This is a genomic window from Streptomyces sp. CMB-StM0423, assembly GCF_002847285.1.
In the GTDB taxonomy this organism is placed as follows: domain Bacteria; phylum Actinomycetota; class Actinomycetes; order Streptomycetales; family Streptomycetaceae; genus Streptomyces.
Genome location: NZ_CP025407.1, coordinates 5,452,757 through 5,468,268, shown reverse-complemented (window position 1 = coordinate 5,468,268; position 15,512 = coordinate 5,452,757). Strand labels below are relative to the sequence as shown.

The 15,512-nt window shown below is 72.5% G+C and carries 14 protein-coding genes; 9 read left to right on the top strand and 5 right to left on the bottom strand.

Features of this window, described 5'->3' with window-relative positions; translation table 11 throughout:
• The first annotated feature begins 13 nt into the window (after window positions 1–13).
• Window positions 14–766 carry a S16 family serine protease gene (locus CXR04_RS23810; RefSeq protein ID WP_101424325.1) on the top strand — a complete coding sequence of 251 codons (753 nt, stop codon included), beginning with the start codon at window positions 14–16 and terminating at the stop codon, window positions 764–766.
• A gap of 113 nt (window positions 767–879) precedes the next feature.
• Here the strand turns inward: CXR04_RS23810 and CXR04_RS23805 are convergent, their stop codons facing one another.
• Window positions 880–1,407 (bottom strand): Lrp/AsnC family transcriptional regulator, encoded by a 528-nt coding sequence (locus CXR04_RS23805; RefSeq protein WP_101424324.1) that lies wholly within the window; start codon window positions 1,405–1,407, stop codon window positions 880–882.
• Between the two features lie 125 nt (window positions 1,408–1,532).
• Between CXR04_RS23805 and hppD the strand changes: the two genes are divergently transcribed.
• The 3 genes from hppD (at window position 1,533) to CXR04_RS23790 (ending at window position 6,389) form a co-directional block, all read left to right on the top strand.
• Entirely contained in the window at window positions 1,533–2,678 is a 1,146-nt protein-coding gene (gene hppD, locus CXR04_RS23800) for a 4-hydroxyphenylpyruvate dioxygenase (protein WP_101424323.1), read from the top strand.
• 83 nt (window positions 2,679–2,761) lie between these two features.
• On the top strand, window positions 2,762–4,939 hold the full coding sequence (locus tag CXR04_RS23795; protein ID WP_101424322.1) for an acyltransferase family protein: 2,178 nt from the start codon (window positions 2,762–2,764) through the stop codon (window positions 4,937–4,939).
• Window positions 4,940–4,985: 46 nt separating this feature from the next.
• Entirely contained in the window at window positions 4,986–6,389 is a 1,404-nt protein-coding gene (locus CXR04_RS23790; protein ID WP_101424321.1) for an FAD-binding oxidoreductase, read from the top strand.
• A gap of 24 nt (window positions 6,390–6,413) precedes the next feature.
• Here the strand turns inward: CXR04_RS23790 and CXR04_RS23785 are convergent, their stop codons facing one another.
• Window positions 6,414–6,836, bottom strand: coding sequence for an ATP-binding protein (locus tag CXR04_RS23785; RefSeq protein ID WP_101424320.1), 423 nt, complete (start codon window positions 6,834–6,836; stop codon window positions 6,414–6,416).
• Window positions 6,837–7,005: 169 nt separating this feature from the next.
• On the opposite strand from CXR04_RS23785, the gene CXR04_RS23780 reads away from it, so the two are divergent.
• Window positions 7,006–7,848, top strand: coding sequence for a helix-turn-helix domain-containing protein (locus tag CXR04_RS23780; protein WP_101426560.1), 843 nt, complete (start codon window positions 7,006–7,008; stop codon window positions 7,846–7,848).
• Window positions 7,845–8,057, top strand: a complete 213-nt coding sequence (locus CXR04_RS23775; protein WP_101424319.1) for a DUF397 domain-containing protein — start codon at window positions 7,845–7,847, stop codon at window positions 8,055–8,057. The genes CXR04_RS23780 and CXR04_RS23775 overlap by 4 nt, the downstream gene beginning before the upstream one ends.
• Here CXR04_RS23775 and CXR04_RS36940 read toward each other — a convergent pair.
• Window positions 8,029–8,130, bottom strand: a complete 102-nt coding sequence (locus tag CXR04_RS36940) for a DUF6529 family protein (RefSeq protein ID WP_234380814.1) — start codon at window positions 8,128–8,130, stop codon at window positions 8,029–8,031. The two genes, CXR04_RS23775 and CXR04_RS36940, sit on opposite strands and share 29 nt — an antisense overlap.
• A 190-nt stretch (window positions 8,131–8,320) precedes the next feature.
• Complete coding sequence (locus tag CXR04_RS23770) at window positions 8,321–9,016, bottom strand: NADPH-dependent F420 reductase (RefSeq protein WP_101424318.1); 696 nt, start codon at window positions 9,014–9,016, stop codon at window positions 8,321–8,323.
• Between the two features lie 78 nt (window positions 9,017–9,094).
• On the opposite strand from CXR04_RS23770, the gene CXR04_RS23765 reads away from it, so the two are divergent.
• The 3 genes from CXR04_RS23765 to CXR04_RS23755 all read left to right on the top strand — a co-directional run bounded on the left by CXR04_RS23765 (window position 9,095) and on the right by CXR04_RS23755 (window position 14,872).
• A complete protein-coding gene (locus CXR04_RS23765) occupies window positions 9,095–9,460 on the top strand; it encodes a winged helix-turn-helix transcriptional regulator (RefSeq protein ID WP_101426559.1) in 366 nt (121 codons plus the stop codon).
• 3,458 nt (window positions 9,461–12,918) lie between these two features.
• The gene (locus CXR04_RS23760) at window positions 12,919–13,623 is read left to right on the top strand and encodes a hypothetical protein (protein ID WP_101424317.1); all 705 of its coding nucleotides are present in this window, start codon (window positions 12,919–12,921) and stop codon (window positions 13,621–13,623) included.
• A 247-nt stretch (window positions 13,624–13,870) separates the two neighbouring features.
• Window positions 13,871–14,872, top strand: coding sequence for a hypothetical protein (locus tag CXR04_RS23755; protein WP_101424316.1), 1,002 nt, complete (start codon window positions 13,871–13,873; stop codon window positions 14,870–14,872).
• Here the strand turns inward: CXR04_RS23755 and CXR04_RS23750 are convergent.
• On the bottom strand, window positions 14,844–15,506 hold the full coding sequence (locus CXR04_RS23750; protein ID WP_101424315.1) for a GyrI-like domain-containing protein: 663 nt from the start codon (window positions 15,504–15,506) through the stop codon (window positions 14,844–14,846). The two genes, CXR04_RS23755 and CXR04_RS23750, sit on opposite strands and share 29 nt — an antisense overlap.
• Window positions 15,507–15,512: the final 6 nt, after the last annotated feature.

Genomic DNA, 15,512 nt, shown 5'->3' with positions numbered 1-15,512 from the left:
GCCACCTCGTCGTGTGACCCTCGCGCTCTGTGCCGCGCCCGTCGCCGGGCTGATCGCCGCCGCGGCGTTCGCTCCGCTGCCCTTCTCGCTGGCCAAGCCCGGGATGACCGCCGACGTGCTCGGCGACCACCAGGGCAGCCCCGTCATCACCGTCTCCGGCGCGGAACAGCACGCCACCGACGGCGAGTTGCGGATGACGACGATCGCCGCGACCGGACCCGAGGTCGATCTGCGGCTCGCGGACATCGCCACCGGCTGGTTCGCCACCGACGAGGCCGTGATGCCCAAGGAGGCCGTGTATCCGGTGGGCGACTCCCGCAAGGAGATCCGGGAGTACAACGCGGAGCAGATGCGCGAGTCCCAGAACACCGCCGTCACCGCCGCCCTGAACCACCTCGGCCGCAAGCCCGGCAGCGTCGACGTCGAGCTGCGCCTCACCGACGTCGGCGGGCCCAGCGCCGGGCTCTTCTTCGCCCTGGGGATCGTCGACAAGCTCGGCCCCGACGACCTGACCGGCGGCCGGGTCATCGCCGGTACGGGCACGATCGCGCGGGACGGCACCGTCGGCGCGGTCGGCGGCGTACCGCTGAAGACGCAGGCCGCCAAGCGCGACGGCGCGACGGTGTTCCTGGTGCCGAAGGCGGAGTGCGCCGACGCGCAGTCGGAGCTGCCCGAGGGGCTGCGGCTGGTGCCGGTGGAGAAGCTGTCGGACGCGGTGACGTCGCTGAAGGCGCTGGAGTCGGGCGGCGGCGTACCGAGCTGCTGACGCGCTACCCGTACGCGGTCAGACCGCCCCGGAATTCGCGTGCGGTCCGTACGCGATCTCCGTACCCTCGACCCGCGTGGAACCGCTCAGTGAGAAACAGATCGTGACGAAGGTCACCGCTCCGGCCGCTCCGTAGCACCTTCCGGGCCGGCACCCCCCGCAGAGCCGCCCACCGTGGAGCCGCCCGCCGCCTGCCGTACGAGCGGGACGATCCGCAGCGGCACCGGGTTCTCCATCACGATCGCCGTCGACGCCCGCACGATCCCGTCGAACCCCACCACCAGGTCGATCACCCGCTGCAGATCGGCGTTCGACCGCGCCACCAGCCGGCACAGCATGTCGCCGTGCCCCGTGATCGTGTGCAGCTCCAGCACCTCCGGCACCCGCGCCAGATGGCTGCGGACGTCCGTGCCCTGGCCCTGCTTGATCTCCAGGGTGGCGAACGCCGTCACCGGGTAGCCCAGGGCCGCCGGGTCGACGTCCGGGCCGAAGCCGCGGATGACGCCGCCGGAGCGCAGCCGGTCGAGCCGGGCCTGCGTGGTGCCGCGGGCGACGCCCAGGCGGCGGCTGGCCTCCAGCACGCCGATGCGCGGCTCGTTCGCGAGCAGCTCCAGGAGCTTGCCGTCGAGCTGATCGATCATCCCGCACGCTCCTCGTTGGTCAGCTTGTACAGATAGCCCGGCCTGGCCCGCGTCTCACCGGTCAATCTGTCCAGTGATTTCGGCAACTATTGCACACCTTGCCAACCGGAGAGACCCTTTTGAGCATGACCGAGACCATTGATCAGCCCGCTCCGCAGATCCGGCAGGACGACCCCTTCCCGGTGAAGGGGATGGACGCCGTGGTGTTCGCGGTCGGCAACGCCAAACAGGCCGCCCACTACTACTCCACGGCGTTCGGCATGAAGCTGGTCGCGTACTCCGGACCGGAGAACGGCAGCCGCGAGACCGCCAGTTACGTCCTGGAGAACGGCTCCGCCCGTTTCGTCTTCACCTCCGTCATCAAGGCCGCCACCGACCGCGGCCGGTTCCTCGACGCACACGTCGCCGAGCACGGCGACGGCGTGGTCGACCTCGCCCTCGAAGTCCCCGACGCGCGCGCCGCGTACGCGCACGCCGTCGCGCAGGGCGCCACCGGCCTCCAGGAGCCGTACGAGCTGAAGGACGAGCACGGCACCGTGGTGCTCGCCGCCATCGCGACGTACGGCCAGACCCGCCACACCCTCGTCGAGCGCACCGGCTACGACGGCCCGTACCTGCCCGGCTACGCCGCCGCGGAGCCGCTGGTCGCGCCGCCCGCGCGGCGGACCTTCCAGGCCGTCGACCACTGCGTCGGCAACGTCGAGCTCGGCAGGATGGACGAGTGGGTGGCCTTCTACAACAAGGTCATGGGCTTCACGAACATGAAGGAGTTCGTGGGCGACGACATCGCCACCGAGTACTCCGCGCTCATGTCCAAGGTCGTCGCGGACGGCACGCTGAAGGTCAAGTTCCCGATCAACGAGCCGGCGCCCGGCAAGAAGAAGTCGCAGATCGACGAGTACCTGGAGTTCTACAACTCCCCAGGCGTCCAGCACATCGCGCTGGCCACGAACGACATCGTCGGCACGGTACGGACCATGCGCGCGGCCGGCGTCGCGTTCCTCGGCGTGCCGGACGCGTACTACGACACCCTCGGCGAGTGGGTCGGCGACACCCGCGTACCGATCGACGAGCTGCGGGAGTTGAAGATCCTCGCCGACCGCGACGAGGACGGCTACCTGCTGCAGATCTTCACCAAGCCGGTGCAGGACCGGCCCACGGTGTTCTTCGAGATCATCGAGCGGCACGGCTCCATGGGCTTCGGAAAGGGCAACTTCAAGGCCCTGTTCGAGGCCATCGAGCGCGAACAGGACATGCGCGGCAACCTCTGAGCCGCGAGTGACTCCTGCCTCGTCCCTGTCAGTTTTCCCACCCCGGCTTGGCCGTTCCGCGACAGGGATGATACGCAATTGTGATGCGTATCGAGCGGGAGCAGCAGGAGGCTGCGCGAGACGACGAGCGAGACGAGCGGCGCCGCCCGGCGTTCCGCCCCGACGTGGAGGGGCTCCGGGCGGTGGCGCTCGGCCTTGTCCTGCTCTACCACGCGGGCGTCCCCTGGTTCCCCGGCGGATACGTCGGCGTGGACGTCTTCTTCGTCGTCTCCGGCTTCCTCATCACCGGCCTGCTGCTGCGCGAGGCGGAGCGGCACGGCAAGGTGTCGCTGCTGCGCTTCTACGGCCGCCGGGCGCGCCGGCTGCTGCCCGCGGCGGCGGTCGTGGTGCTGGCGGTGTGCCTGGCGGCGGTGCAGTGGATGCCGCCGCTGGAGCGGCGGAACGTCGCGGCGGACGCGGTGGGCGCGGCGCTGTACGCGACGAACTGGCAGCAGGCGGGGCGGGCCGTCGACTACTCGGCGGCGGACGCGGAGGCGAGCCCGCTCCAGCACTACTGGTCGCTGGCGGTGGAGGAGCAGTTCTATCTGGCGTGGCCGCTGCTGGTGCTGGCGGTGCTGTGGACGTTCCGGAAGGTACGGGGCGGGGGTAAGAAGCCGGTACGCGCGGGCGATACCGGCCGTGCGCCCCTCCCGGCCCGCTTCGGGCTGCGGGCGCGGCTGGCGGTGGTGCTGGGGGCGCTGGCGGCGGTGTCCTTCGCGCACGCCGTGCGGCTGAGCGCCGAGGAGGGCGGGGTCGCGTACTTCTCGACGTTCACCCGCGGCTGGGAGCTGGCCGTCGGCGGGCTCCTCGCCCTGGTCCCCGCCGCCGCCTGGCGCCGCGCCCTGCCCGCCGCCGGGACCGGCGCCGGTCCCGGCGCCCGGACGGGTGCGCTCGCCGCCGGTGCGCTGGCGGCGGCAGGGCTTGCGGCCGTCGCGTACGCCGGACTGCGGTTCGACGACGCCACCCGCTTCCCGGGTCCGTGGGGCCTGCTGCCGGTGCTGGGCACCGCGGCCGTCATCGCCGCCGGCTGCGGGCCCGCCGCCCACCCCGTGGCCCGGCTGCTGTCCGTGCCGCCGCTGCGGTACGCGGGGCGGATCTCGTACTCCTGGTACCTGTGGCACTGGCCCGCCGTCGTCTTCGTGCCCCTCGCGCTGGACCGCGAGCTGTCCGTGCGCTGGATGCTCGTCGTGGTCGCCGCCGCCGCGCTGCCCGCGGCGCTCACGCACCGGCTCGTGGAGGAGCCCGTACGCCGCGCCCGCGTCCTCCTGCCCACCCCCCGCGCCCTGGCCGTCGGCGCCGCCTGCACGACCGCCACGGTGCTCGTCGCGGCCGGCTCCTGGATCTCCGCCCCGACCATCGCGCTGGCCTCCGCGGAACAGGCCCGCGGCGCCGCCGCCCTCGCCGACGAGGACCAGCCGCAGAAGTCCGCGAAGGCGCTGCGCCCGCTCCCGGAGAAGGCCACCGACGACCGCGGCAAGGTCCACGACGACGGCTGCCTGGCCGGGCAGCAGGAGACGGAGTCGGGGGACTGCGCCTACGGCAACAAGGGCGGCAGCGACACCGTCGTCCTCTTCGGCGACTCGCACGCCATGCAGTACTCCCCCGCGCTGGAGAAGATCACCGAGCGGCGCGGCCTGCGGCTGGTCACCCTCACGAAGTCGGCCTGCACCCCGGCCCAGGTCACGGTCTTCAACAACCAGCTCCAGCGCACGTACACCGAGTGCGACGAGTGGCGCGACAACGCCCTGGACCGGATCGAGGAGGAGGATCCCGACCTGATCATCACGGGCACGCAGGACGTCAAGACGGTCGTCGAGGACGGCAAGCGGCTCGGCGGCAAGGAGAGCGCCAAGGCGCACCAGAAGGGCTACGAGGAGACCATGGACGACCTCCTCGGCACCGGCGCCACCGTCCTCACCCTCGCCGACAACCCGTACCCGCCCGAGGACATCCCGTCCTGCGTCTCCGGCGCGGTCAGGGATCTGGAGGACTGCGCGTTCTCGGAGGCGGACGGGTACGGGTACGAGCCGGTGAGCGCGCGGGCGAACGCGAAGTTCGACGAGGTGGGGCTCATCGACCCGAAGCCGGTGATGTGCAAGGACGGCACCTGCCCCGCGGTGATCGGAAACGTGATCGTCTACCGGAACGGGGCACACATCACGGCGTCGTACATGGAGACCCTGACGGACTGGCTGGACGGCCAGCTACCGCGGGTGACGTGAGGCGGGCGGGGTTTCGCGGCGGGCGGAGGCGTTGCAGTCTGGAGCCATGAGCGATGAGGCAGCAGCCGGACACGCGACCCGGGACGAGGCAGTGCGTACCGCCCTCCGTCGGGGCCTGCCCGCCGCGGCGGTGCTGACGGACCCGGACGTCACCGTGGCGTACGCCGGCGACATGGCCGGGTTCTGCCCCTCCGGCACGCCCGCGGCGGTGGTGCTGCCGCAGACGGTCGAGCAGGTGCAGCACGTGCTGCGGACGGCGACGGAGCTGCGCGTCCCGGTCGTCCCGCAGGGCGCCCGTACGGGCCTGTCCGGCGCGGCCAACGCGGAGGACGGGGCGATCGTGCTCTCGTTCGTGAAGATGGACCGCATCGTGGAGATCGACCCGGTCAACCGGATCGCCGTCGTCGAACCGGGCGTCGTCAACGCCGCGCTCTCCCGCGCGGTCGCCGCCGAGGGCATGTTCTACCCGCCGGATCCGTCGAGCTGGGAGACGTGCACGATCGGCGGCAACATCGGCACGGGCTCGGGCGGGCTGTGCTGCGTGAAGTACGGCGTCACGGCGGAGTACGTCCTCGGCCTCGACGTCGTCCTCCCCGACGGCCGCCTGCTCACCACCGGCCGCCGGACGGCCAAGGGCGTCGCGGGCTACGACCTGACCCGGCTCTTCGTCGGCTCGGAGGGCAGCCTCGGCGCGGTCGTCGGCGCCACCCTGGCCCTCAAGCCGGCGCCGGGGCCGCAGTTGGCGCTGGCGGCGGAGTTCCCGTCGTCGGCGGCGGCGTGCGACGCGATCTGCCGGATCATGGCGGGCGGGCACGTGCCGTCGCTGCTGGAGCTGATGGACCGGATGACGGTACGGGCCGTCAACTCCCTCACGAAGATGGGCCTCCCGGAGACCACGGAAGCCCTCCTCCTCGCCGCCTTCGACACCCCGGACCCGGCCGCCGACCTCGCCGCCGTGGGCGCCCTCTGCACCGCGGCGGGCGCCACGGAGGTCGTCCCGGCGGCGGACGCGGCCGAGTCGGAACTGCTGCTCGCCGCCCGCCGCGCCGCCCTCCCCGCCCTGGAGGCGGTCAGCGGCACCACGATGATCGACGACGTCTGCGTCCCCCGCAGCCGCCTCGGCGCCTTCCTCGACGGCGTCGCCGAGATCGCCGCGGCGTACGACCTGACCATCGGCACCTGCGTCCACGCGGGCGACGGCAACACCCACCCCAACGTCTGCTTCGACCCGGCCGACCCGGACGAGTCGGCGCGGGCGCGCAAGTCGTTCGACGCGATCATGGCCCTGGGCCTGGACCTGGGCGGCACGATCACGGGGGAGCACGGGGTGGGGCTGCTGAAGAAGGAGTGGCTGGCGAAGGAGCTGGGCCCGGTGGGTCTGGAGCTGCAGCGGCAGATCAAGGCGGTCTTCGACCCGCTGGGCATCATGAACCCGGGCAAGCTGTTCTGAGGCGGCGCCCCACCGGGCGGGACGCTACCGCCGGACCTCGGCCCAGACGGTCTTGACGACGGCGTCGGCCTGGAAGCAGCCCCAGCGCTCGGCGAACGCGGCGACGAGGACGAGCCCGCGGCCGCGGTCGCTCTCGGGGTGAACCGCGCCGGGCGGGGCGGCCGTGGGGAGAGGCCGTTCGGGGCGGGCGTCGGAGATTTCGATCCGTACGACGTGCTCCATCAGCCGCAGCCGCAGCCGGAAGCACCGCCCCGGATGCCGTCCGTGCACGGCCGCGTTGGCGGCCAGCTCGGCGGTCACGACGGCGACGGCCTCGGCGGTGGCAGTCGTGCGGGGGATGCCCCACGCGGCGAGTTGGTGCACGGCGAGCAGCCGGGCACGGCGGGCGCCGCGGGGGGTGGGGCTGAAGAGCGCGGCGAGGGTGGGGTCGGCGGTTGGTGCGTGCATGGAGCAACGGTGGCGGGGGTGGAGAGGGGGCGGGCAGGGCAGCCGGGCCTCAGGGGCGTTGTGTACGAGAAGGGGGCTGTTTTGTACGGGCCGATGCCCGAAACCCGTGCCGATACGTGTCGTTGTACCCGGATAGCACGCGCGTACGACAGACAGGGGCGTGGGTCAGATGGGAAACAACCGCCGCCGGGGAAAGCGCATCGACGACGACGGCAGGCCGGGGAGCTGGGTCGCGTACGGCAGGCTGCTGAAGTTCTTCCGCACGAAGGCGGGGCTGACGCAGGAGGAGTTGGCCGAGCGGATGGGGTACTCGCTGGACCACTGCGCGTCGGTGGAGCAGGGACGGCGGCCGGCGAAGGCGGAGTTCACGGAGCGGGCGGAGGAGGTGGTGGAGGCGGGGGGTGTGCTGGCGGAGTTGCAGGATGAGGTGGATTTCGCGCAGTTACCGACGTTCTTCCGGGACTTGGCGACGTTGGAGAAGGAGGCGGCGATCCGGTTCTCGTACGACCCTCTGGTGATCCCGGGTCTGTTGCAGACCGAGAGTTACGCGAGAATCCTTCTTGGCGGTGCGTACCCGCCTATCGACGACGAGACGGTCGACGACTGGTTGACCGCCCGCCTGGCACGTCAGTCGCTACTCACCCGCAAGAAGCCCCTGGTTGCGTTCGCCTTCATCATCGAGGAGGCGACGCTGCACCGCATGGTGGGGAGCCGTCAGGTCATGAAGGCGCAGCTCCGCCGACTACTGGAGTGTGCGGAGCTGCGCAATGTCGACATCCAGGTGATGCCCTCGGCACGCGCAGTGCATGGCGGCCTGAACGGCCACATGGTGCTGCTGGAGGCAGCCGACGGAAAGCAGTCCGTCTACGTCGAGTCCCAAGGCTGCGTGATGTCCCGGGTTGGCCGGGAACAGACCAGCGCCTTCTGGCTCCGTTACGGTTCAATGCGCGCGTTCGCCCTCAGTAATGAGGATTCGGCCCGCCTGATCGAGGAAGTGGCAGGAGACCTATGAGCACCACTGACCCAGGGGTGTCCTGGTTCAAGTCGAGCTACAGCAGCCAGGACGGCGGCGACTGCATCGAGGTCGCACCCACCCCGCACACCGTCCACGTACGCGACTCGAAGGACCCGGAGGGTCCCATACTCCGCTTCACCCCCGATGCCTGGACCCGGTTCGTCGCCCTCGTCGTCGCTACAGACCAGGAACCGCGTACCCATTGAGGACCCACAGCGGCGCCGAGTACCACAGCACCCCGATGGCGGCGAACAGCGTGCTGCCCGCCGCCGGGAGCAGCCAGCCGGGCAGGCGGCGGCTGTGGACGACCAGAACCTTGGCGACGAAGGCTCCGTGCAGTGGGCTTTCTGCGGATCACGGTTCGGGTGGGCGCCGCGAGATTCACTGAGCTGGCGGAAGGCACGACAACGGAGGTGGCGCGGGGGCCGTCGAGGCAGCGATCCGTCGGTCCGTCGGTCCTCAGGAGGATTCAGCGGAGCGCCGCCGCCTCCGTACCGCCTTCGGCCTCCCGGGGGTCGGCAGACCCGGTGGCGTAGGCGAGGGGCGGGGCTATCGCTTGGGCGTCTGCGCCTTCGCCTACCCAGAGAGCGATGAACAGCGCGGCGGTCGCTTCGAGGAGCCCGGCGCGTTCGAGGCCGCCGCCGGGGACGGGTTCGCAGCCGACGTCGCGTATCAACTCGTGTACGAGCGCGAGGGCTGTCGGGTCGTCGCCGCACAGCGGTACGGCGAGGGGGCGTCCGTCGAAGACGGGCGGCCGCATGCGCCAGACGTCTTCGTGGCAGAGGTTGAACGCTTTGACCACGTGGGCTCCCGGGGCCGCGGCGGCGAGGAGCTGGGCGGCTGAGGGGCCGCGGTCCGTGAGCAGGCGGAAGCCGGGGCCGACGGGGTTGGAGCAGTCGAGGAGCACCTTGCCGTCCAGGGCGGTGCGGAGGTCCCGTACGACGTGTGCGCCAGCGTCGAAGGGCAGGGCGGCCAGGACTACGTCCTGGCCGGCCCCGGCGGCGGCACGGAGGTCGCCGGCGGTGGTGCTGCCGCCGAGGCGGGCGGCGAGGTGCTGGGCTTTGCGGATGTCGCGTCCGCCGATGGTGAGGTGGTGCCCGGCGCGTACCCAGTGGGTGGCGAGGGCGTGGGCCATGTTGCCGGTTCCCAATACGCCGATCTTCATTGCGTGTTCCGTTTCGTGTGGGTGTTGGAAGGGGGGTCCGGAACGACGTTAGAAGGCGGGGCGGGCACCATTTGGTACGTGACGACTGACGCGTTTCTCGCCGACTGCCGGGCCCGCCTCGCCTTCGACCTGCTCTCCAACACGTGGAACGCCGTGGTGCTGTGGGCGCTGCGCGACGGCCCGAGGCGGCCGGTGGAACTGCGGGAGAGGATCGGCGGCATCAGCTCCAAGGTCCTGACGGAGACGCTGCGGCGGCTGCAGTTCAACGGCTTGGTCGAACGGGATGAGTGGCCCGGGGCGGCGGGGCGGGTGGAGTACGGGCTGACGGAGTTGGGAGAGAGCTTGCTGACGCCGATCGGCGCGTTCGGGGCGTGGGCTTTCGCGCACGGGGACGAGGTGATGGCGGCCCAGGAGGCGTCGTGCGCGTCGCCGCGGGAGGGGTAGGCACGGGGATCATGTGCGACCGGTTTTCCCTTACGCTCACCCAGGGGTACGCGCCCGGTTCTCCCTCACGCCCGCCCAGGGATATGCGCCCGGTCTTCCCCTCACACCCGCCCAGGGGAATGCACCCGGTCTTCCCCTCACACCCGCCCAAGCGTTCCCCCGGGTCATCCCCTCACGCCCGCCCAGGAGAATGCGCCCGGTCTCCCCTCACACCCGCCCAGGGGAATGCACCCGGTCTTCCCCTCACACCCGCCCAAGCGTTCCCCCGGGTCATCCCCTCACGCCCGCCCAAGGGTATGCGGCTGGTCTGACAATGCGGGGGGCTGCAGGGCGCTGAGCTGGTACGTCGTGTTTGTGCGGGGCGGGTGCGGGGGTACGGCGCCGGGGTGGCGGTGCTGCGTTGGGGGTGCCGGCGTACGGGGGGTACGGCGCCGGGCTGGCGGTGCTGCGTGGGGGGTGCCGGTGTGCGGGGGAAGCGGCGAAGGGAGTAGGGCGTCGCTGGGGCTCCCCCCGGGCCACCCCACTCCTGAGTGTGCGGTCCTCCGTCCGGTGTCAAGGGCGTCCCCTCCGCTTCGCTGCGGGAACGTCGCTTCGCGATGGGGCTTCGCCCCACCCCTGACACCGGACTCCGGCCCGAAAGACCGGCGGCTATGGGTGGCCCGGAGGGAGCGGGCACCCTCGAACAGGACTACGGATGCCGAGCCCTGCGACCGGGGCGGCCGGGCCGCCGGCCGCCGGGGTCTGATCCGATCGCCGAGGTTCCCGGCAGACGTGGGGCGGAGGCCGGAAGCAGGCCGGGCCCGGTCGCCGATGCCCCGGGCGACGGAGAGCGGAGGTCGGAGGCGCCGGGCCCGGTCGCCGATGCCCCGGGTGACGGAGGGGAAGAGACCGGAGGCAGGCCGAGCCCGATCGCCGATGTCCCGGGCGACAGAGGGGGCGGAAGCCGGAGGCGGGCCGGGCTCGATCGCCGATGTCCCCGCTCGACGGGGGGCGGAAACCTGAGACGGCTGCGCTCCATCGCAGTTGCCTGGGCGGGCGGGGGCGGACCCCACGGATCCGGGCTCAGTCCGATCACCGATCCCGCCGACGGCCGGGGCCGAAGCCCGGAGACGGGCCGGGCCCAATCGCGGATACCCCCGCCGCCCCGGGGGACCAAAGCAACGGATCCGGACCCACCCCCCGTCGCCAAAGCCCCCGGCAGACGTGGGCCGAAGCCCGGAGACGGGCCGGGCCCAATCGCGGATACCCCCGCCGCCCCGGGGGACCGAACCAACGGATCCGGGCTCACCCCGTCACCGAAGCCTCCGGCAGACGTGGGGAGAAGCCCGATAATGGGCCAGGAACCGAGCGCGGATACCCCGCCGTCCTGGGGGCGGCCCAGCAGTTCCGGGCACGCCCCCGTCGCCGACACCGCCGGCGGGCGGGGGCCCAGGCCGGTGCCGGGGCTGAACCTGTCGCGGGCGACCCTGGCGGGCGGGGGCCCAGGCCGGTGCCGGGTAGAACCGGTCGCGGACCCCCGCCTGAGCGGGGCCGGGGCCCCGGCGCGTGCGTGCCACTGGGCGAAAGTCGGGCTCCGGGGTCCGATCCGGCCCGGATCCCGGGGTGTTACCGCGAGTTACGACCCATTTCCTCCGCCCAGCGGCCACAAACGCCGGTCACCAGCCCCAGAACCGGCCGCGCGCACGCCGATGGGCGAAAGTCGCCCCACGAGGGCGATATGCCCAGTCCACGGGGAGGGTAACTGCGAGTTCGACCCGATTCCCTTCACCCCGAGCGGCCTTAGGGCGCGCCGGCCCGCCTGAAGTCCAGTGACTGCACGCGAGTGGGCGAATGCCAGGCCAGACGGGCGATTTAGGTTAGTTCCGCCGACTGACCGCCGCGAGTTTGCCGCAGTCGCGCTCACTCCAGACGCCCCGGGCAGGGCTGGCGCGCCCAGGTGGGCAAAAGCCGGGCCCCGTGGGCGATTTGGGCTGATCCTCTGGCCGGATCACCAGGAGTTCAATCCCAGCCATCTGCGTTCCGAGCCGCCCGCGGGCGCGCCCCACGCTCCAGCACAGTCGGCACGGCCCGTCCGCGCGTTCCGAGCCGCCCAGGTAGCGGGTGGCCGGACGGGTACGTCCGGGTGGGCAAAAGTCAGCCCTTCGAGGCCGATTCGGGCCGCATCCGGGAGTGTTACCACGAGTTACGACCCAATTCCTCCGCTGCCGCGATACGGACAGTCCCCCGGCGCGCACCGTCGCCGGGCGGATGCACGTCGTGCGGCGGGGAGTCGGGCACTGCTTCCCCGGGCAGGCAGGTTCCGGATACCGGCGGGCACGGGTGGCCCCGTATCATCGCCGCTGCGGCCGGAGCCCGTTCCCTCAGGGACGCGGCTGGGCCCCTAGCCGGGGGGCCCAATGCTCCAAAACCCACGTCGACCCGTTCATCTACGAGACCGCCCACCCCGACGCCCGCCCTCCCCACGACGCCGCGCAGTCCGGCGACAAGGCCCCCCGCCAACCGCGCCGCCGCCCCCGGTGCCGGGAGCATCCCGTCCATGCGGCCACCGCGTACCGGCCGCGCCCCCGGCGCCGGGAGCACCCACCCCCGCATCCACCACGCACCAGACCGCCACCCCCGGCGCCGCAGCATCCCGTCCCCGAGTCCGCCCACGCACCAGGCCACCACCCCGGCGCCGCAGCATCCCGCCCCCCGGGGCCACCACCCACCGCGCGGCGCCGGGAGCATCCGCCGCCCGGTCCAACCACGTACCAGCCCCCGCCCCGTGCCCGCAACATCCGCCGCCCGGTCCGCCACGCACCAGGCCCCCGCCCACTGCGCCGCAGCATCCCACCCCCGGAGCCACCACCCACCGGACCTGCGCCCCCGGCGCCCGGATCATCCCGCCCCCGGCCCACCACATACCAGGCTCCCGCCCCCGGCGCCCGGATCATCCCGCCCCCGGGTCCACCCACGCACCAGGCCACCACCCCGGCGCCGTAGCATCCAGCCCACCACCCACCAGGCTCCCGCCCCCGGCGCCGCAGCATCCCGCCCCGGGGCCACCCCGCACCAGGCCCCCGCCCCCCGCGCCCCTCCCCCGCGCCGCGGCCCCCCGGCCACGGCCCGTGCACGCGCGTGACGCAGACTTCCGCTTCCGTAAACCGCTCCCCCCGTTTCGGACTCCGTCCCGCCGCGAGTTCCGCCCCCTCCCCACCCCTCCCCCGCTACCCCCCCTCTCGCCCAACGCAGCGCCTCGTCCCTACGGATAGGCGACAGGTCCCCGAAAGCTACGTGCGCGCGCCCCCGTTGATCGTCATCCCCCTGGCGGCACTGCGGCCACGTCCCGCGACGCACCCGCGCGGCGCGGCGTACGCCGTCCGGCCCGCGGGCGGTGAACGCTCCGGCTCCCCGCTCCGTACCCCGGGGAAAGCGCGTACTTCCGTACGTGCTCCATCGGAACGAGAACCGGAGGAACCATGCACCGCACCACGATGTCCCCGCGGCGTAGGCGCGTCCCCGCCCCGGCGCTCGCCCTCCTCGGCGGGCTGCTCGCCGCCGCCCTGACGGTCCCCGGCGTCGTCCCCGCCGCGGCCGCGGGCGACGACGAGCCGCCGCAGACGCCCGTACCACCGAAGTTCGTGGACCGGACCGGTACGAGCGTCACCATGGAGTTCGACTTCTGGGATCCCACCACGGCGCCGGACAACGTCGGCGTCACCGAGTTCCTGGTCAGCAACGGCGAGACGACCAAGGTCGTGTCGGCGGAGAGATGGGGAACCGAGTTCACCGGGCTGCGGCCGGAGACGAGCTACTCCTTCACCGTGCGGGCCCGCGACGCCGCCGGCAACGTCTCCGGCACCAGCTCGCCGGGCACGATCTCCACCGGTGTCGACCCCGACACCGAGCCGCCGTCGCCCGTGACCAGGATCCAGCCCGAGGAGGTGGCGGACGGGGCCAACTACGTGTGGTGGAGCGGCGCCAGTGACAACGTCAACTTCCCGCGCGGGCTGCGGTACCGGATAACCACCGACGGCGGCACCGACCACATCATCGCCGGCAGGACCTTCTACGGCGACCATCCGAACATCGGCGACCCGCCGCTCACCGGCTGCACCATCACCGTCCGCGCCATCGACCGCTCGGGCAACGTCTCGGCGCCGCGCTCCGCCGACTTCTGCTGAACCACCGGACTGCTCTCCACCGGTCCATCCGCGGTGGCGGGGAAGCACCGTCTCCCCGCCACCGCGGCCGTCCGTCCCGGCCCTCCCGCCCCCGCAACGTACCGATGAAGTGGGCTTTCGGACCCCTTGCCGGATTTTCCCTCGGCGGGGCCGGTTCCCCTCATGGATGAAGGAGACGTGAGAACTGCTTCATACAAGGGCACCCCGGGCAGTTCACCCGCGTCCCCTGCCGTTAATCTCCGCGATTATGACCGACCTTGAGATACACCAGCCGGACGCGGACGGCACCGGCGGGCGACCCGCCGATTCCGCGTCCAAGACCAAGGCTGACGCCGACGCCGACGGGGGTAGCGGGGGGAACGGGGGTGACGGGCCCGGCCGGGCCCGCGAAGGGGTCCGCCCGGGTGCCGAAGCCGCCGAAGTCGCCGAGCCTGCCGAAGCCGCTGCTACGGGCGTAGTCGCTGCAACGGGCGTAGTCGCTGCGGACACCGCCGAAGCCGTCGCCCCACCCCCCACCCGCCGCTGGGTCCTCTGGGGTGCCGGGGGTATCACCGTCCTCGTCCTCGCCGCCGATCTCCTCACCCGCGGCTTCAACCACTTCGAGCCGATACCCAGCGTCCGCCGCATGGTCAACGTCGACCTCGAAGCCAACCTCGCCACCTGGTGGAACAGCACCCTCCTCCTCGCCGTCGCCGGCGTCGCCCTCGCCGCCGCGCTGCTCAGCGGGCGCGATGCCCGCCCCGGGCGGCTGTCGTGGCTCGGGTTCTCCGCCGCCACCGCGCTGCTGAGCATCGACGAGACCGTCTCCCTCCACGAACGCCTCGGCGAGGTCGGCAAGTCGTGGAAGGACACCGCCGGGGTGGCGCTCCCGTCGCACGCCTGGGTGCTGCCCGGGGCGATCCTCGCCGTGGCGGGCGTCGTGGTCGCCGTGGTGTGGGCGCGGCGGCTGCCGCGGGATCTGCGGCACGGGCTGCTGGGGGCGCTCGGGGTGTATCTCGGCGGCGCGCTGGTCGTCGAAGCGTTCAACGGCTGGGCGCACAAGAACGACCACAGCCTCACGCTCATGCTCGGCACCCTGGTCGAGGAGGGCCTGGAGATGGGCGCCTGCGTCGTGGCCCTCGCCGTCCTGGGCCGCTACGTCGTCGTGGAGCACGACCCGGTCACCGGCCGGATCTCCGCCTTTCTGCGCTACGAGCGTTCCCGGCCCCCCGGGCGCGCGGTCACTCCGCCCGTTCGACAGGCTGTCTGAGTACGGTCTTCAGCCTCTCCGGCCGGGCGCGCCGCGGGTCGCTCAGGTAGACCTCGTGGTGGTGCCCGGTCATCCGGAGGCCGTTCGCGGCCAGGTACTCGTCGTGGAGCCTGGCCAGCGCCGGCCCTTCGTCGTCGTACGGGCCGACGTGCAGGAGCTGCGCGCTGGTGCCCTCGCGAAGCGATTCGACGCGGACCAGCGGCAGCGCGGACAGGGCGGCGGCGCCCTTCTTCGCCGGCGCCGCCTGCTTCGCCTCCTTCGCCTCCTCGACGAAGCCGTCGGTGATCCACTCCGGCAGGCTGATCAGCATGCGCCACTGCCAGGCGCCCTTGTCCCGCGCCACGAACACCTCCGGGCGGTCCGCCCACCACAGCCCTTCGAGCGGTCCGACGACGAAGTCCCGGCCCAGGGTGCGCTTGCTGGCGAACTTCACCGTGTACGCGACCGCGTAAAGCGCTTCGACGGCCCGGGTGTAGTCGGCGTTCGTGTTGGGGTCGCCCTTGCCGTCGACGGCGAGGAAGCGCTGCGCAGGTACGTCGACCAGCTCCCAGTCGGTGTTCCCCGGCGCGTAGAACTGCCTGAGCGCGCGCTTGACGTCGTACTTGCCGTCGGACCGGCGGTCGGAAGAGGGCATGGCGCA

Bases quoted from the DNA above. Each gene is read 5' to 3' on its own strand.
- CXR04_RS23770 (WP_101424318.1), bottom strand. From the start codon at position 9,016: ATGAAGATCGGCGTATTGGGAACCGGCAACATGGCCCACGCCCTCGCC.
- CXR04_RS23790 (WP_101424321.1), top strand. From the start codon at position 4,986: ATGAGCGATGAGGCAGCAGCCGGACACGCGACCCGGGACGAGGCAGTG.
- CXR04_RS23755 (WP_101424316.1), top strand. From the start codon at position 13,871: ATGACCGACCTTGAGATACACCAGCCGGACGCGGACGGCACCGGCGGG.
- CXR04_RS23780 (WP_101426560.1), top strand. From the start codon at position 7,006: ATGGGAAACAACCGCCGCCGGGGAAAGCGCATCGACGACGACGGCAGG.
- CXR04_RS23795 (WP_101424322.1), top strand. From the start codon at position 2,762: ATGCGTATCGAGCGGGAGCAGCAGGAGGCTGCGCGAGACGACGAGCGA.
- CXR04_RS23805 (WP_101424324.1), bottom strand. From the start codon at position 1,407: ATGATCGATCAGCTCGACGGCAAGCTCCTGGAGCTGCTCGCGAACGAG.
- CXR04_RS23760 (WP_101424317.1), top strand. From the start codon at position 12,919: ATGCACCGCACCACGATGTCCCCGCGGCGTAGGCGCGTCCCCGCCCCG.
- hppD (WP_101424323.1), top strand. From the start codon at position 1,533: ATGACCGAGACCATTGATCAGCCCGCTCCGCAGATCCGGCAGGACGAC.
- CXR04_RS23750 (WP_101424315.1), bottom strand. From the start codon at position 15,506: ATGCCCTCTTCCGACCGCCGGTCCGACGGCAAGTACGACGTCAAGCGC.
- CXR04_RS23785 (WP_101424320.1), bottom strand. From the start codon at position 6,836: ATGCACGCACCAACCGCCGACCCCACCCTCGCCGCGCTCTTCAGCCCC.
- CXR04_RS23775 (WP_101424319.1), top strand. From the start codon at position 7,845: ATGAGCACCACTGACCCAGGGGTGTCCTGGTTCAAGTCGAGCTACAGC.